The 16,076-nt window shown below is 70.4% G+C and carries 16 protein-coding genes and 3 pseudogenes; 9 read left to right on the forward strand and 10 right to left on the reverse strand.

The window, feature by feature from the left end:
* Positions 1-61: 61 nt before the first annotated feature.
* Positions 62-1,480, reverse strand: coding sequence for an FG-GAP and VCBS repeat-containing protein (locus C3492_RS36100; protein WP_258056088.1), 1,419 nt, complete (start codon positions 1,478-1,480; stop codon positions 62-64).
* Between the two features lie 209 nt (positions 1,481-1,689).
* Positions 1,690-2,268, reverse strand: coding sequence for a suppressor of fused domain protein (locus C3492_RS36105; RefSeq protein WP_103816859.1), 579 nt, complete (start codon positions 2,266-2,268; stop codon positions 1,690-1,692).
* A 185-nt stretch (positions 2,269-2,453) separates the two neighbouring features.
* On the opposite strand from C3492_RS36105, the gene C3492_RS36110 reads away from it, so the two are divergent.
* Entirely contained in the window at positions 2,454-3,017 is a 564-nt protein-coding gene (locus C3492_RS36110) for a cysteine hydrolase family protein (RefSeq protein WP_103816860.1), read from the forward strand.
* A gap of 339 nt (positions 3,018-3,356) precedes the next feature.
* On the opposite strand, the pseudogene C3492_RS36115 reads toward C3492_RS36110, so the two are convergent.
* Positions 3,357-4,082 (reverse strand): annotated as a pseudogene (locus C3492_RS36115) (alcohol dehydrogenase catalytic domain-containing protein); the annotation flags it as partial.
* 18 nt (positions 4,083-4,100) lie between these two features.
* On the opposite strand from C3492_RS36115, the pseudogene C3492_RS46280 reads away from it, so the two are divergent.
* The 4 genes and pseudogenes from C3492_RS46280 to C3492_RS36135 form a co-directional block, all read left to right on the forward strand.
* Positions 4,101-4,265, forward strand: a pseudogene (locus tag C3492_RS46280) (muconolactone Delta-isomerase family protein); the annotation flags it as partial.
* Positions 4,262-4,633, forward strand: coding sequence for an SgcJ/EcaC family oxidoreductase (locus C3492_RS36125; RefSeq protein ID WP_103816861.1), 372 nt, complete (start codon positions 4,262-4,264; stop codon positions 4,631-4,633). The pseudogene C3492_RS46280 and the gene C3492_RS36125, both read left to right, overlap by 4 nt.
* A 155-nt stretch (positions 4,634-4,788) precedes the next feature.
* The gene (locus C3492_RS36130) at positions 4,789-5,505 is read left to right on the forward strand and encodes a molybdopterin-dependent oxidoreductase (RefSeq protein ID WP_181140723.1); all 717 of its coding nucleotides are present in this window, start codon (positions 4,789-4,791) and stop codon (positions 5,503-5,505) included.
* Entirely contained in the window at positions 5,459-6,145 is a 687-nt protein-coding gene (locus tag C3492_RS36135) for a cytochrome b/b6 domain-containing protein (RefSeq protein ID WP_103816862.1), read from the forward strand. Before C3492_RS36130 ends, C3492_RS36135 begins: the two co-directional genes overlap by 47 nt.
* A gap of 379 nt (positions 6,146-6,524) precedes the next feature.
* On the opposite strand, the gene C3492_RS36140 is transcribed toward C3492_RS36135, so the two are convergent.
* Together C3492_RS36140 and C3492_RS36145 are read right to left on the reverse strand one after the other, a co-directional pair.
* Positions 6,525-6,932: a Bax inhibitor-1/YccA family protein gene (locus tag C3492_RS36140; RefSeq protein ID WP_308461174.1), complete on the reverse strand. Its 408-nt coding sequence runs from the start codon at positions 6,930-6,932 to the stop codon at positions 6,525-6,527.
* 36 nt (positions 6,933-6,968) lie between these two features.
* Entirely contained in the window at positions 6,969-8,018 is a 1,050-nt protein-coding gene (locus tag C3492_RS36145; protein ID WP_103816863.1) for an alpha/beta fold hydrolase, read from the reverse strand.
* Positions 8,019-8,276: 258 nt separating this feature from the next.
* Here C3492_RS36145 and msrA point away from each other — a divergent pair, with 258 nt between their 5' ends.
* Both msrA and C3492_RS36155 read left to right on the forward strand, forming a co-directional pair.
* Entirely contained in the window at positions 8,277-8,792 is a 516-nt protein-coding gene (gene msrA / locus C3492_RS36150) for a peptide-methionine (S)-S-oxide reductase MsrA (protein ID WP_103816864.1), read from the forward strand.
* 261 nt (positions 8,793-9,053) lie between these two features.
* Entirely contained in the window at positions 9,054-9,614 is a 561-nt protein-coding gene (locus C3492_RS36155) for an NADPH-dependent FMN reductase (protein ID WP_103816865.1), read from the forward strand.
* Here C3492_RS36155 and C3492_RS36160 read toward each other — a convergent pair.
* Positions 9,553-10,173 (reverse strand): TetR/AcrR family transcriptional regulator, encoded by a 621-nt coding sequence (locus tag C3492_RS36160; protein WP_103816866.1) that lies wholly within the window; start codon positions 10,171-10,173, stop codon positions 9,553-9,555. The genes C3492_RS36155 and C3492_RS36160 overlap by 62 nt on opposite strands.
* A 111-nt stretch (positions 10,174-10,284) precedes the next feature.
* On the opposite strand from C3492_RS36160, the gene wrbA reads away from it, so the two are divergent.
* Both wrbA and C3492_RS36170 read left to right on the forward strand, forming a co-directional pair.
* Positions 10,285-10,995 carry an NAD(P)H:quinone oxidoreductase gene (wrbA, locus tag C3492_RS36165; protein WP_103816867.1) on the forward strand — a complete coding sequence of 237 codons (711 nt, stop codon included), beginning with the start codon at positions 10,285-10,287 and terminating at the stop codon, positions 10,993-10,995.
* Positions 10,996-11,177: 182 nt separating this feature from the next.
* Positions 11,178-11,822: a DsbA family oxidoreductase gene (locus tag C3492_RS36170; RefSeq protein WP_103816868.1), complete on the forward strand. Its 645-nt coding sequence runs from the start codon at positions 11,178-11,180 to the stop codon at positions 11,820-11,822.
* A 108-nt stretch (positions 11,823-11,930) separates the two neighbouring features.
* Here the strand turns inward: C3492_RS36170 and C3492_RS46285 are convergent, their stop codons facing one another.
* From C3492_RS46285 to C3492_RS36190, 4 genes and pseudogenes are all read right to left on the reverse strand, one after another.
* On the reverse strand, positions 11,931-12,083 hold the full coding sequence (locus tag C3492_RS46285) for a hypothetical protein (protein WP_258056090.1): 153 nt from the start codon (positions 12,081-12,083) through the stop codon (positions 11,931-11,933).
* Positions 12,084-12,326: 243 nt separating this feature from the next.
* Complete coding sequence (locus C3492_RS36180; RefSeq protein WP_103816869.1) at positions 12,327-14,573, reverse strand: SpoIIE family protein phosphatase; 2,247 nt, start codon at positions 14,571-14,573, stop codon at positions 12,327-12,329.
* Between the two features lie 491 nt (positions 14,574-15,064).
* Positions 15,065-15,748, reverse strand: a complete 684-nt coding sequence (locus C3492_RS36185; RefSeq protein WP_103816870.1) for an NADPH-dependent F420 reductase — start codon at positions 15,746-15,748, stop codon at positions 15,065-15,067.
* A 64-nt stretch (positions 15,749-15,812) separates the two neighbouring features.
* Positions 15,813-16,076: pseudogene (locus tag C3492_RS36190) on the reverse strand (LLM class flavin-dependent oxidoreductase); the annotation flags it as partial.

A 16,076-nucleotide genomic window follows, 5' to 3' on the forward strand; every position in this document is an offset into this window, starting at 1 on the left:
TCCTGGGTCGAGGGACTTCAACCGGCACGTGAGGCTCAGTCGGCCTCCTCGTGATCCGGCTTCAGCCGAGGAAAGTTTCTCCGATGCCGGAGCCGGAAGAGACGCCGTATTCCTTCGGCCCGAAGACGCTGACGCCGCTGGTGCCCAGGCCGCCGCTGGTGCCGCGCAGTTGCCAGACGGCGCCGTTGTCCTCGTTCTCGCCGGGGGCGGAGACGGCGAGGTCTGCCTTGCCGTCGCGGTTGTAGTCGGCGAGGCGGACCTGGGAGCCGAACACGTCGTTGAACTCGGCGCTGCCGGGGATGCCGGTGGTGTCCTGTGAGTAGCGGGCGGCGCCGGTGGTGGTGAGGCCGCCGGCGCTTCCGCGCAGCACGAGGACGTCACCTCCCCTCGAGGCTCGGCCGAGGGACTCGTACGGGATGCCGATGGCGAGGTCCGCGCGGTGGTCGCCGTTGATGTCGGCGATGGACATCGCCGCGCCGAACTCGTCCTCCTTCTCGTCGGCGCCGGGGACGCCGGCGGTGTTCTGGTGGTAGACGCGGCCTGAGGGGGCGAGTCCGCCGCTGACGCGAGGGTCGCCGTTGCGGACGGTGACGTAGCCGGAGCCGTTGCTGGGATCGGCCAGTCCGTTGGGGTTCAGACGGGGGTTGGACACTGCGATGACGAGGTCGTCGCGGCCGTCTCCGTTGAGGTCCCCGGCCTCCACGCGGTCGCCGCCGGCGAGCCGGGCCCGGGCGGTGAAGGAGTCGGTGTCGGTGGTGCCGGGCTCCTGGCCGTAGACGAGGGTGGTCTTCTGCTGGACGACGGCCAGTTCGTCCTTGCCGTCGCCGGTGAAGTCACCGGCCGCGAGGCGCCCGCCGCTGGTGGAATCGGGGCCGTAGACGTCGTAGCCGGCGGGGGCTTTGCTGCGGGTGAACGTGCCGGAGTACAGCCGCAGGGATGTCTGCCCGCTGACGGCGATGTCCGGGCGGGAGTCACCGGTGAAGTCGCCCACGGCGATGTCTGAGCCGAACAGGCGCGAGGGGTACGTCGGTCCCGAGGGCAGGGTGAGGGCACCGCTGAACGGTGAGGTGCCACCCCACAGCACGGTCACCGAGCCATTGCCCGACGCGTCTCCCTCGCTGCCGACCAGCAGGTCGGCGTACCCGTCGCGGTTCAAGTCACCGCTGGCGAGGCTGCTGCCGAAGTAGTCCTGGTACCCGGGCGTGCCGGGGACGTTGGCGGAGTTCTGCGTGAGGGAGACGTGCTTGCCGGTCAGGCCGTGGGCGGAGCCGAAGGTGACGAGGATGGCACCGGCGTTCTGCTTCCCGCTGATCGTCTTGCTCGGCATGCCGATGGCCAGATCACGGTATCCGTCGCCGTTGAAGTCATCGGACAGCTTGGACCCGGCGGCGACGGCCTGGCCGGCCGAGACGGCCAGCAGGCTGCCGGTCAGACAAGCTGCGAGGGCCGCTGCCACGGCAAGACGGACGGAGTGACGCACGAAGACCTCCTGTTTCACCGCGGACGCCGACGGCGTCCGCGAACCGAATTGATGGTGCGCACCCCGTGTCCATCGCGCTACCCGCTCGATCCCCGTGATGCGTAACAAGAAACAGACGCCCCACCGTCACCGATGGTTGTACCGCGACTCCTGCGGCCGGCCAAAGCGTCCGGACTCGCGTGCTCGGCCTGCTTCTCGGCTGCCGCGACTCAGACCACGGACGCTCGCTGGGGGTCGACTGGGTCGATCCCCAGCTCCTCGAATCGGCTCTCCAACGCTTCCAGTTCGGCCTCCCGCCGGAAGTCCTTCTCCGCCTCGCTGATCGGCAACAGCCACAGGATCCGGGCATGGGCACCGTCGCCCCACTTGCAGATCTCGAACTCGGGCCCGAAGGGATAGGGCAGACTCACCAGGTAGTGATCGCAGCCCGAGTCGTCGAGCCACGGCCTGCCGATCGGCACGGTGTGCCCGACATCGAGTCGTTGGTGAACGGGCCCGCAGTGGTAGTACGCATTCATCGTGACGCTCTCCACGTTGAGCCACTCGTCGCGCGGCGCCGCGAGGACGAACTCGACCCCGTGCCCGTCGCGTTGCGTCGAGTCCCAGCAACCTGACGTCACATACAGCCACCAGTCGCCAGGGTGAGCCGGGTGGACTCGGAACACCCGAAAGCCGGGTACGCGATCCTCGATCGGCCCGTCGACCCCCGACACCTCGTCGACGACACGGCCCGGGAGCGTCCTGCGGAGATGATCGAGCAGCGCGGAGCGCGCGGCAATGTTTGACATGCGGTCATCATGCCCGAGGCCCTCGACACCCCTCGGACGGGCTCCAAAGCCGGCTGATCGTGTGCGACACCGCTTGCCACCGAGTTCGGACACCACGTGGTGATTGCAGGGCAAGAACTCGGAAACCTCCACCGCAGCTCGGCTGAGCCACCAGACTTGCAGCAACGGGAGAAGGGGCGGCAAGCATGGCAAACAGCGCGCTTCTGGTGATGGACGTGCAACGGGACGTCGTGGCCATCGCCGATGACGGTTCCGGATATCTGCCGCGCTTGCGAAGGGCGATCGACGGTGCCCGGGCAGCAGGTATCACCGTGATCTACGTGGTGCTCGGGTTACGGCCCGGCGATCCAGAAGTCAGCCCCCGCAACAAGGTGATGACAAACGCGGTGCGGGCCGGCCTGTTCACCGAGGGAGCCCCTGGTACCGAGATCCATGACGACGTCGCGCCCCAGCAGGGCGACGTCGTGGTCACCAAGAGGCGGGGGAGCGCGTTCTCCGGCAGCGACCTCGATTTGGTGCTGAGAGCTCGCGACATCGACAGCCTTGTGCTGACCGGCATCGCCACCAGCGCTGTGGTGCTGTCCACCCTGTGGCGGGCCATCGACCTGGACTTCGGCCTCACCGTCCTGGCGGATGCCTGCCTGGACACCGACCCCGAGGTGCACCGCATGCTCACCGAAAAGCTGTTCCCGCAGTGGGCGGATGTCCTCACGGTCGAGGACTGGGTCAAAGCCATCGCGTCGCACTAGCGGAAGGCAGCCCGGACGCCCGAGTGGGGCAGGCTGGATTCGCCCAGTGTGGACACCACTTGGGGCTTGCGGTGGGACGCGGGGAGTGCCCAGCGTGGTGAGGGGGCGCTGGTGCCAACGGAGTCCAAGCTCTCTGTACGCGGCGATACGCCGCGATGCCCGGGCGGAATGCGGAACAGGGCCCTGTAGCGCACGTACGGGTGGGCTTCCGGACAGTGCGGGCGGCCATGGAGTCCGTCTGCCGGAGTCGCGCAAGCAGCGGCAGCGGCACACCGTCAAGCGGATCTTCGACCGGCTGCCGGTCAGACTTCCGACGACGGCGTGGGTGCCGAAGATCAGGTCGGGGGTCGCGACCGTCAGCGGGTCGGGTGCGGCACCGACGACGACCAGCGTGCCGTTCGGGGCCAGGCCCCGCACCAGTGGGTTCATGGACGCACCGCTGGACTCGGTGGCGACGATGACCGAGGCGCCGCCCAGATCGCGCAGTGCCTCGCCGGGATCGACGGCGGTGCTGTCGATGTACTCGTCGGCGCCGAGCTCCCGGGCGAGCGCTTCCTTCTCCTCGCCCCGCGCCACCGCGGCGACCCGATGGCCGAGGCTGCGCGCGTACTGCAGGGCCAGGTGGCCGAGGCCTCCGATGCCCTGCACGGCGACCAGGGACCCGGCCCGGGCGTGCCCCCGCTGCAACGCGGAGAAGGTGGTCAGGCCGGCGCAGAGCAGCGGCGCCGCGTCGATGGCCGAGAGGCCGTCGGGAATGCGCGCGAGTCCGCTGGCGCGGGCGTAGACGACCTCCGCGTAGCCGCCGTCGGTGGTGGTGCCGGTTTGTGGCTGGTTCAGGCAGTTGACGAAGTCACCACGACGGCAGGGTTTGCACTGCCCGCAGTGCCCGTTCAGGAAGCCGACTCCGACGCGGTCGCCGGGCTGCCAGGCGGTGACGCCGGCGCCGACGGCGTCGATGACGCCGACGACTTCGTGCCCCGGGACGATGGGCTGCGAGGGGTCCGCGCGCAGGCCCTCGATCGCCAGGACGTCGGTGTGGCAGACCCCACAGGCCTCCCCCCGCAGTCGGACGTGTCCGGGCTGGTCGGGGAGCTGCGCAGCATCGGGGTGTGGCGTGCGGACGACGAAACCGGCCTGCGGGAGAAGGTGCTCGGCACCTTGCCCCTGTGGCCGTGGATGACGGCCGAGATCACCGCCCTGCAGTCACACCCCAACGACCCGGGCCCCACCGGAGGAGAAGACCGATGAGCGGCACAGCAGCACCCGAGGCCGTCCTGCGCGGCGTCGTGGACCAGTGGAAGAGCGCGGTCGACGCGCACGAGCCGGAGAAGGTGGCGGCGCTCTTCACCGAGGACGCCATCTTCCAGGGGCTTCGTCCCTGCAGCGTGGGCCGTCCGGGGGTGGCCGCGTACTACGACTCCCAGCCGATCGGGCTGACCGCCGAGTACCAGGTGCTCGAGACGCGCAGCCTCGCGGACGACGTCCTGCTCGGGTATCTCGACGTCGACTTCCGTTTCACCGACCGGCCGGCCATCCACGTCGCTCTCGGCATCGTGCTCAAGCGCGTCTCCGACCGCTGGTACATCTCCCACTATCAGGTGACCAGGCTCGGCTGACACATCTCGTTGACAGGCTCCGCGCCGCCGTGTCACCATCCTAACCAGTTAAACAGGTGACGGCGTTGACGTGATGTGACCACACCGGTTGGCAGAGCCTGCGTCATGGGGGAAGCGCGCCGTGAAGACCGTTGCCGCGGCGAAGGAGCACAGACATGGCGGTAGGGCCGGACCAGGATCGTGAAGGAGCGCCGATGGGCCGGCGCGCGTTGTTGGGCATGCTCGCCACGGGCGCCGCCGGGCTCGCTGCCGCGCCGTATCTGCAACGCGGCTGGGAGGGATTCCTCGCGTCCGCCTCACAGGTGGACGCGACGGGCATCACCGGCCTGTTGCCCAACCCGGGCGGCTTCCGGTACTACAGCGTGGTCGGCTCGGTGCCGCGCAAGGACGAGACGAACTACACGCTGCGGATCGACGGCCTGGTCGACCGGCCGACGACCTATTCGCTGCCGCAGCTGCGGGACCTGCCGCAGAGCCGGGTCGTCCACGACGTGGTGTGCACCGACGGATGGCGGGTCAACAAAACGCCCTTCACGGGCGTGAAGCTGGCGGATCTCCTGGATGCCGCCGGAGTGCGTTCCGAGGGCAAGGCCGTCCGGTTCACCTGTTTCGACGGCGCCTACACCGAGAGCCTCACCCTGGAGCAGGCGCGCCGCTCGGACGTGCTGATCGCGCTGACGTTGCAGGACAAACCGATCAGCCACGCCCAGGGAGGGCCGGTCCGCCTTTACGTGGCCCCCATGTACTTCTACAAGTCGGCCAAGTGGCTGTCCGGCATCTCGGTCACCGACAAGGTCGTCCCCGGCTACTGGGAGGAGCGCGGATATGCCGTCGACGGCTGGCTCGACGACGCCGACCGGCACGCGGCATGAAACGGGCGGCACGGTCCGCCGGTTCGCCCTCGCCCCACGCCTGGTGCACCGGGCCACCGGGTGGCTGATGCTGGTGTGCCTGCTGACCGCCGCCTGTCTCTACCTCGGCCCCGTCGCCCAGCTGGTCGGGCGGAGGCATCTGATGATCACGCTCCACGAATGGTCGGGTGTGCTGCTGCCGGCGCCGACCCTGCTGGGGCTCTTCTCCCGCGAGTTCCGCGCGGACCTGCGCCGGCTGAACCGTTTCGCCGTGTATGACCGGCAGTGGCTGCGCGCTGCCCGCAGGCGTCTGTCGTCGCCGGTGGCGCGGCCGGCGGGCAAGTTCAACGCGGGTCAGAAGCTGTACGCCGGCTGGATCGCGGGTGCGGTGCTGGTGATGATGTTCACCGGACTGCTCATGTGGTTCATGGGATTCCTGCCGGACATCTCGCGCACCAGCGCCATCTTCGTCCACGACTGCCTGGCCTGGTCCATCACGTTCGTCCTGCTCGGACACATGCGCAAGGCCTACCGGGATCCAGAGGCGAGGCTGGGGATGAGGTCCGGGTACGTGAGCAGGTCCTGGGCGGCGCGCGAGCACTCTCGGTGGGTGCCGGACGAGGACGTGCGCCCCGCGGCCGACGAGGCCCGCGACGCGTGACGCCTGCCGGCACGACCGGAACGTCGGCACCCGCTCCTCCCGCGAGCACGCCGTCCGGACGATGGGGTCGGCGTAGCGCGGGTCCGTCCGTGTGGTGTCCCCGGCGCGACGGGCCCGGCGTATCCGATCGGCGACGTACGCCGCGTCGTGCCGTCCCCGGCAGGCGCAGTTGCTCTTCCGGCGAAGGGCCGCCACCTCGGCACCCGAGGTGGCGGCCCTTCGCCCGTGCGTGGCCCGGTGAGGGGCATCCGTCACGCGCCGATGCCCCTCTCGCGTCGCGGACCTCAGCCGTTGCCGCGCATTATGGTCAGCCGTCGGCCAGGATTCCTCGCGTGGGCCGCCGTGGCCGTCGCGTCCTCGCCCCGCCGGAAGTCCAGTGTCAGGAAGCCGGCGCCGAGCAGGACGCCGCGACACCGAACACGACTCCCAGGCCACCGCTGAGAGCGCGTCGACGACGGTGAGCGGGAGGAATCCGGTCGCGACGGCGAGCAGGTGGCCGACGACGCTGTGCCTGACGACCATCCGGCACATCCGGTACGCGATCAGCACGCCCGTGGAGACGGCGATGGTGCCCCGGTACGGCCTGGACGACCACGCCCGGAGCGACGTACGCCGACACCGCCGCCGACAGGAAGCCGAGGAAGACGCCTTCGAACGCGGCGTACCCGAGGGTCGGCGCGGGGGAGGGGGCGCGCCGGACATGACGGAGCGGTCGCCCTCGCACCGGGGGGTGTGCGTGGACGACCGCTCCTGGCCTGCCACCGGGCGGTCGCACAGGCGACGCCACCGGTGGCAGGAGCTCTTCGGTTGGGCGACCGGTCCTTCAGAAGTGGTCGACGTCGACGACGGCCTGGGCGAAGGCGGTGGGAGCCTCCTGTGGCAGGTTGTGGCCGATGCCGTTCAGCGTGCGGTGCTCGTAGGCGCCGGTGAAGCGGTCGCGGTACGAAGCGCCGTTGCCGGGAGGCGTGAACGGGTCGCGCTCGGCGTCGAGGGTGATGGTGGGCGCCTCGATCACGGGTCGTGTGGCGAGGAGGCGCTCGTAGCGGTCGTAGCGCCGTTCTCCGTCGGCGAGGCCGAGCCGCCAGCGGTAGTTGTGGATCACGATGGCCGCGTAGTCGGGGTTCTGGAACGCTTTGGCGGTGCGTTCGAAGGTGGCGTCGTCGAACTGCCAGGTCGGGGAGACCGTCTGCCAGACGAACCGGCACAGGTCGTGCCGGTTCCGCTCGTCCTCCATGGCGAGGCGGCCCCGCTCGGTGGAGAAGTAGTACTGGTACCACCAGGTGTGCTCGGCCGCGGGAGGCAGCGGCTTCTTCTGGGCCTCGACGTCGGTGACGAGGTACCCGCTCACCGACACCAGCCCCTTGACGCGTTCGGGCCACAGGGCCGCGACGATGTCGGCGGTGCGCGAGCCCCAGTCGAAGCCGGCGAGGAGGGCCTGCTCGATCTTGAGGGCGTCCATCAGGGCGATGATGTCGAGGGCGACCGCCGACTGCTGCGCGTTGCGGACCGTGCGGGAGGACAGGAAGGCCGTCGTGCCGTGGCCGCGGAGATACGGGACGACCACCCGGTACCCCTGCGCTGCCAGCAGCGGGGCGACGTCGACGAAGCTGTGGATGTCGTAGGGCCAGCCGTGCAGACAGATGACGACCGGGCCGTGCGCGGGACCCGCCTCGGCGTACCCGACGTTCAGGACCCCGGCCCTGACCTGCTTCAGCCTCGCGAACGAGGTGTGGGTGCCGGGGGTCACCGTGGGGACGGTCGGGGTGTCGGTGTGGCGCGAGGCGGCGGAGGCGCTCGGCATGCCGGTCAGCGAGACGGCGGCCGCGCCTGTTCCCAGTCCTACGGCCTTGTTGAAGGAACGCCTGCTGATCATGAAGTGCCTCCGGGCTGGGGATCTGGGTCTGGCGTGTCGGTACGCAACGACCACCGCGAGGCGGTCGTCGGACCGCTGGGGAGCGGGGCGAAGCGAATGTCTCACACCATGCATCACCAGTCAAACTGGTTACCCGGAAAGGTTCGCCGACCCCGTGAATGCCCGGCGGCTGTCAGCATGTAACCGGCTTGGCTGGTGACGACCTATCCGTCATAGTGGTGCTGTATCTCCCCCGGGCCCGGGGGAGGGTGAGATCTGATGACCGACGTCGAGGAAAGGGCGCTGCTCGCCGGCGGCTGCTTCTGGGGGATGCAGGACCTGATCCGCAAACTCCCCGGAGTGATCCGTACCCGGGTCGGTTACAGCGGCGACGACGACCTGCCCCACCCCACTTACCGCAGGCACGGGAACCACGCCGAGTCGATCGAGATCGTCTTCGATCCGGCCGTCACCGACTACCGCACGATCCTGGAGTACTTCTTCCAGATCCACGATCCGACCACGAAGAACCGGCAGGGCAACGACATCGGGGCCAGTTACCGTTCCGCCATCTTCTACCTCGACGAGGAGCAGTGGCGCGTCGCGCTCGACACCATCGCCGACGTCGAGGCGTCGGGACTGTGGCCGGGGCCGGTGGTGACCGAGGTCGTACCGGCCGGACCGTTCTGGGAGGCCGAGCCGGAGCACCAGGACTACCTCCAGCGCTACCCGGAGGGCTACACCTGCCACTTCCCGCGCCCGAACTGGCGGCTGCCGAAGCGCGCGGAATCCTGATCATCGCAGGGCGGTGACATCCGCCCGCCACGCGGTACGGACGCGGGGTGAGCCGGCACGGGCTCACCCCGCGTCCGCTTTTGGCTTTGTTCGGCCGGGCGAGCGCAGCGCGCCGGAGACCGCCTGTGAGGCGTGGCACAACTCCGGGTGTTCGCCAATTTATTGACGCGTCAATTAACGACTGCTCTACTTGTTTCGACAAGTATTTGCGGCTGAGCCTGACCGACCTCAGGCACGGTCGACCCATGAAAGGGCGTCCTCATGACCAAGATCGGTATCATCATCGGCAGCACCCGGCCGGGCCGCAACGGTGAAGCCGTCGCTCGCTGGGTGCACGACGTCGCCTCCGAGCGCACCGACGCCCAGTTCGAGCTGGTCGATCTGCTGGACTTCAAGCTCCCCGTCCTGGACGAGGCGTACCCGGCCTCCCTGGGCAACTACACCCAGCCGCACACCCAGGCCTGGGCCGAGAAGATCGCCTCCCTCGACGGCTTCGTCATCGTCACGCCGGAGTACAACCGCTCGGTGCCGGGCGCGCTGAAGAACGCGATCGACTTCCTGTACGCCGAGTGGAACAACAAGTCCGTCGGCTTCGTCAGCTACGGCTCGCTCGGCGGCGCCCGCGCCGTGGAGCACCTGCGCGGCATCGCCGGGGAACTCCAGCTGGCCGACGTCCGCGCGCAGGTGGGGCTCTCCCTGTTCACGGACTTCGAGAACTTCTCCGTGTTCAAGCCGGCCGGCATCCAGCGCGACGCGCTCGTCACCACGCTGGACCAGGTGGTGGCGTGGGCCAAGGCCCTCGCTCCGCTGCGCGCCAGCTGAGGACCTCGCCGGCTTCGGCCGGCGAGATACCGGTCACCGTCGTCCGGGAGCGGTGGACGACGGTGACCGTCACCGGCCGGGGCCGCTTCGCGGAGGACTTCACCGAGGAGGGGAGCGGCCCCGACACCCCGATGCCCGGACGCGCCGAGGCCCGCCCACCACGCTCGGGGAAGAGGTTGCCGAGCATGCAGCCCGCGATCGATCCGCGGTTCTCCCGGCCGGCCCGCTGCTGTGCCTCGGTCACATCGAAGAGCCGGCGCAGGCGCTGGAGGGGCGGCTCCGTGTCGTCCCCCAGGAGGCTGATCCAACCGCGACGCTCGGCGGCCCAGTGCTCGTCGAGCACGGTGAGCGCGAGGGCTTCCTTGGACTCGAAGAAGTAGTAGAAGCTCCCCTTGGGCACCTCGGCCGCCTTGCAGATCTCGGCGACGCCCAGCGCCGGGTAGCCACGCAGCTCGATGAGTGACTGCGCAGCTGCGAGGATCTTCTTCCTGGCGTCACAGGTCCGTCCTACGGCAAAGTATACGACCGTTCGACTATGACGGGGAGCGAGCGGACTCACCGGTCTTTGACACTTGTCGACCGGTCGTCTAGCGTGAAATAGGCGACCGGTCGTCTTGTTGATCGCCCGGCCGACTCGCCGCACCCTCACCAACGAACGGAGACGCCGATCATGGCCACCCCCGTGAAGCTCGCCATCGTCTACTACTCGTCCACCGGGACGATCGCCGAGATCGCGCAGGAGCTGCACGACGCCGGTGTGAAGGCGGGTGCCGAGGTGCGCCTGCTGAAGGTGGCCGAGCTGGCCCCGCAGGCGGCCATCGACTCCAACCCGGCCTGGGCCGCCCATCACGCGGCCATCGCGAACGTCCCCGAGGCCACCCCGGCGGACATCGAGTGGGCCGACGCCGTCGTCTTCGGCACGCCGACCCGCTTCGGCAACGTCTCCTCGCAGCTGAAGCAGTTCATCGACACGCTCGGCGGCCTCTGGGCCGAGGGCAAGCTCGCGAACAAGGTCTACAGCGGCTTCGTCTCCACCGCCACGGACCACGCAGGCCATGAATCCACGCTGCTGGCCCTGTACAACTCCGTCCACCACTTCGGCGGCATCATCGTCACGCCGGGCTTCACCGACCCGCAGAAGTTCGTCGACGGCAACCCCTACGGCACCTCCCACGCCGACGGCCAGGGCACCAAGCCCGTCGGCGAGACCACCCGCCTCGCCGCCGCCATCCAAGCCGAACGCGTCGTCGAGATGGCCGCAAGGCTCAAGGCGGCGGCAGAGGCCGAGTCCGAGTCCAGCACCGGCACCGGGACCGGCACCGGCACCGGCACCGGCACCGAGGAGGGTCCGCGACGCTGGTGGCAGCGCCGGCGCCGGTGACACCGCGCGCTGCCACGCGCGTCCCCGCATGGGTCAGGGCGGGGACGACCCCGCCCGACCGCGCCTCCGCCCGCTTCCCCGTGCCAGCGCAGACGGTTCGCCCCGGAACGCGCCCCTGACCTACGTACGCGGGCCACCCGAAGGTTGCCCGCTCAGACCAGCTATGAGCAGGAGAACTACCCATGCGTGTCGAGATCTGGACCGACGTCGCTTGCCCGTGGTGCTACGTCGGCCGAGCCCGCTTCGACAGAGGGCTCGCCGCGTTCGAGCACCGCGACGACGTCGAGGTGGTGCACCGTTCGTTCGAGCTCAACCCGCAGGCCGAGAACGGCACCGTGCCGATCATCGACGCGGTGGCGGCGCAGTACGGCCGCACCCGGGAACAGCAGGTGGCCAGGGAGGAACAGGCCGCCGCCATGGCGCACGAGGTGGGGCTGGAGTTCCGCATCGGCGGACGTGTCTTCGGTAACACCTTCGACGTGCACCGGCTCATCCACTTCGCCAGGTCGCACGGCCGGCAGGCCGAGATGACGGACCTCGCCTTCCGGGCGAACTTCGCGGAGGAACGGTCGATCTACGACAAGGAGACGCTGGTGGCCCTCGCGGTGGAAGCGGGCCTGGACGAGTCCTCGGCCCGGACGGTGCTCGACGATCCGACCGCGTTCGCCGAGGACGTGCGGGCCGACGAGCGACTGGCGGCCGAGATGGGGGCCGGCGGTGTGCCGTTCTTCGTGCTGAACCGGCGGTACGGAGTCAGCGGCGTCCAGTCGCCCGAGACGTTCACACGGGCCCTCGAGCAGGCCTGGGCGGATCGGGCCGCCGCGTGACGTGGCACCTCGGGGCCGAGCCGGGAAGGCTCTGGCCCTACGGGACGCGTGGGGAACCGGGCAACTCCAGGCGGCCCGGCCCCTGTTCACTCAGCGCTGACCAGGTGATCAGTTGCCGCCGTCCTCCCAGTGCTGCGTCACGGGGGTCGCGGTGACGGCGTTCTCGTAGACCAGCGCGACGCGGTGGCCGTACTGGACGGTGTACATCTTCTTGCCGCCGAGGACGACCGTTCCGCTGCTCTTGTCGTAGTCGTCCGTCACGGCCGGGGCCTGGGTGGCGACGTACGCCTGGCCGGCGGGGACGGCTTACACCGTGAGCGGGGCCTGCGTCGAGGGCGAGATGCCCGCGGCCGACGATGGGGGACGGGAGGACCTCGCGCGGCTCGGGACCGTACCGGCCCTGAGCCCGCAGTTCGGTCACCCGCTGCCGCCGCGGCGACCGGCCCGGCGCCCGACGGACGAGCCCGGACGCCGCAATCCCGCCCGCCCGCGCACCGCCGCCGCTCACCGCCCGGTGATGGGCAGTGTCAGGGACACGGTCTTGCCCTGCCCGTTCGGCGAGCTGTTCCACGTGTCGGCCAGCGCCTCCACGATCAGCAGACCCCGGCCGTGCTCCGCTTCCGCGTTCTCCTCCTCGCCGACCGACAGCGAGGAGGGTACCGGCGGGTTGCTGTCGGAGTCCCGTACCTCGAGCCGGAGGTGGTCGTCGAAGGCCCGCAGCCGCACGTCCACGTCACTGCCGGCGTGGATGAGGGCGTTGGTGACGATCTCGGAGACGACCAGCTCAAGGGGCTCCGACATCTCCTCCAGCCCCCAGGAACCCAGCTGGTCGTGGACGAACGCGCGGGCCGCCCGGACCCCGAGCAGGTCACGGCGCTGGATGTGCAGGCTCCCCACGCGCGGTTCCTCATGCCCCACCGCCCCGCCGTACAGCGCCAGCAGCAGGACGGCGTCGTCGCGCCGCTGCTGTGGTGTGGTGCCGTCCTCGACGACCAGGTCGGCGAGCCGTTCGAGATCGGGCGCGGGAGCCCCGCCGCCGGTGCCGAGCAGCGCGTGCAGGCGCACCTGCGGATCGGGCGCCTCCCAGCCGAGGAGGCCGTCCGTGTACAGCATCAGGACCGACCCGCACGCGAGGCGGTGCTCGCGTGCCTGACAGGCATCCGCCGTGGGAACGCCCAGCGGCAGGTTGGCCGGGGCCGCCAGGACGTCGATGCTCCCGTCCGGCCGCCGCACCAGGGGCGGAGGGTGCCCGGCGAGGGCCACCTCGGCGGTGCCGTCCAGCGTGTCCAGCGAGACGACGCAGCAGGTCGCGGTGAGGTCGGTGCCCAGAGCGGCCAGGAGCCTGCCGGTCCGGTCGATCACCGCGGCGGGACGGTGGCCCTCGACGGCGTAGGAGGTCACGGCGGTGCGCATCTGCCCCATGACGGCGGTGCTCTCCACGGAGTGTCCCTCGACGTCGCCGACGACCAGCACGGCCCGGTCCCCGGGCAGTGTGATCACGTCGTACCAGTCACCCCCCACCCCGGTGGTGACGCCGGCGGGCCGGTATCGCGCCGCGGTGGCCAGCCGCGGCAGGTCCGAGAGCCGGGAGGGCAGGAGGAAACGCTGGAGGCATTCGCTCATCGCCCGCTGCTGCGCGCTCAGCTCGACCCGGCGCACCGCGGCTCCCAGCAGCCCGGCCATCATGCCGACAAGGGCCCTCTCCTCGGGCGGGAAGCCGCGCGGCCCGGAGAACTCCAGGCAGCACACCGCGACCACCCGCCCGCCGCCGCCGAACGCCAGGTCGATGAACTGGCGGTCGCCGGTGAGTGGCAGGTACAGCTCGGCGCGCGACTCGTCGGCCGAGAAGGGGCCCGTGGGCGAGTCTCCGGTCAGGAACACCGGGCGTCCACGGAATGCCTCCGCCGCCGGTGTTCGGTCGTCCATCCTGGCGCCGTGCAGAGCCCGGACCATGGCGGAGGAGGCACCGCTGTGCCCGAGGACCCACAGCCGGCCCTCGACGGCCGACACCAGAGCCAGTCCCCGGGCGCTCAACGGGTCCATGACGCAGTACCGGGCGGCCTGCATCACCTCTTCGATGGTCGTGGCCCTGTTGGTCAGCTCCGCCAGGCGGCGCAGCGGGAACATCATGCTCGTGCCCGCGGAGCCCGGGATGTCGCCCAGCCCCCACCCCGGTACGCCCACAGGTGTACGAGGGTCGTCCGGGGCCGGTGGCACCATGATCGGCATCGGACCGGCCGCCACGGCCACGCCGGTGTCGGCCAGCCGGGCCAGTGCCCCGGCCAGCCGGTCCGCGACATCCCGCAGCTCCGCGCGCTCGGCGGCCGTGAAGGCGCCGTCGGTCTCCAGCCGCAGCACGGTCAGGGCGCCGAAGCGCCGGCCGTCCGCGACGACAGGGGCCGCCGCCGCGATGTAGGGATACGGCAGATGGTGTTCGCGGCGCGGGTCGGCGGGATCCCGGTCCAGCAGTACGGCCGTCTCCCCCGTCAGGACGGCGCGTACCGTGGCGGCGGGCACGTCCAGTTCCATCCGTCCCGGCAGCGTGAACAGGGACGGCGGACTTCCGTCGGCCAGCGCGAGGCGGAGTCCGCCGCGGCGCTCGTCCAGCAGGTAGACACCCGCCGACACGGCGTTCAACCGGCGCCTGGCCGCACGGGCGGCATGGTGGAGGGTGTGGCCGAGGTCCGTTTCGCGTGTCTGCCCGGACCCGTTCCGCCGTCGCTGTTCCGGTGCTGCGCCGCTGCTCGTCACGAGACGGCTCCCTCCAGCGGGATGCTGGTCGCCGGCTGTCGCCGACCGGTCGGCGAAAGGTGCTCCGCCGTGTTCCGGCGATACCAATTATTCGGCGGCCGGAAGGTTCCACGCGAGCCGTGACCCGCGGGTTCCCGGGTCCGGGTGCCCGCGGTCCGACACGTGTGTACGTGTGTACGTGTGCTTGTCCTGTCCCGGTGCCAGGGTGCCCTCTGGTTGCTGGCTCGCGCGTTCGAGGAGGGTGGGTGGGCCCGGCCGGGCGCGATCATCCCCGGTCCTTCGTCTTCGCGGACCCACGCAGGACGAGGAAGAGCCTTGTCCAGCGCCTCGCCGGACTGGGCGGCGCCAACCAGCTCACCGGCACCAGCCTCCTGATCATGGTGAGCGTGGGCCCGGAGACGGCCAAGCAGATCAACAGCCAGGCCGAACAGCATCGCTACGAGGGCTTCCTGCGCTGGGAGACCGCTACGGCCCCCCGCCGCCGACACCCCTCAGCGAGCCTCGCTGACGGCGTGGCTCGGCTCCGACGCGGGAAAGCGGTCGAGCATGGCGCGCAGTTCCCCGGCGTCCACGTTGGCGCCGAAGGGTTCGGTGCCCGGCTGCAGTCGTATGCCGGCGGCGAGCGGACCGGCGACGACGGGGTCGAAGCCGAGGGCGTGGACGAGGTGCGCGACCGTAACCCTGTCGTCGGAGTCGTCACCGGCGAGGGCGATCGCCTTGCGGTCGGCCACCCCGGCGGGCCGGGCCTCATCCTCGAGGTCGTGGTAGCCCATGTGGTTGAACGCCTTGACCACGCGGGAGCCCGGCAGGAACGCCTGGACCAGTTCGCTGGTGGACGTGCGCGGGTCGGTGAAGTCGTCGCGTATCCCGTCCACCTCCCACCAGTAGTTCATGGCGTCGACGACGAGTTTGCCGTGCAGCGCCTCCACCGGCACGTTGCGGTACTTGCCCAGGGGCAGCGCCAGGATCGCCACGTCGGCCTGGGCCGCGGCCTCCTGCGCGGTGACCGCGACCGCACCGGGGGCGAGGATCTCCACGGTCAGAGCGATGGCGTCGGGCTCGCCCGAACCCGCGATCAGCACCCGGTAGCCGGCTGCCACCGCGAGCCGGGCCAGTACGGTTCCCACCTTTCCCGCGCCCAGGATGCCGATCGTACGGACGTCGGTGATGTTCATTTGCGCTCCTTCGCGCTTCCTCGGGGGCTTCTGTCAGCGGGCCGGCACGGCGGGGACCAGGGGATCATTTCGGTGCCGTACCGGGCCGGACACGGGCGGGCTCATCACTGAGCAGTTCCCGCACCCGTGGGGCGACTTCGCTGCCCAGCAGCTCGATCGTGCGGGCGCGGGCCTGCCGGGGCAGGTGCATGATGTCGTACTTGAGGTCGAAGCGGCTCAGACGCAGATCACGGGCGGTGCGGGCGATCTTGCGGGCGACCGTCTGAGGGGATCCGACGTACAGCGCGCCGTCGGCCAGCTCCACCTCGTAGTGTGCGCGGGTCGGTGC

The organism is Streptomyces sp. Ru62 (genome assembly GCF_002920615.1).
Taxonomy (GTDB): Bacteria; Actinomycetota; Actinomycetes; order Streptomycetales; family Streptomycetaceae; genus Streptomyces.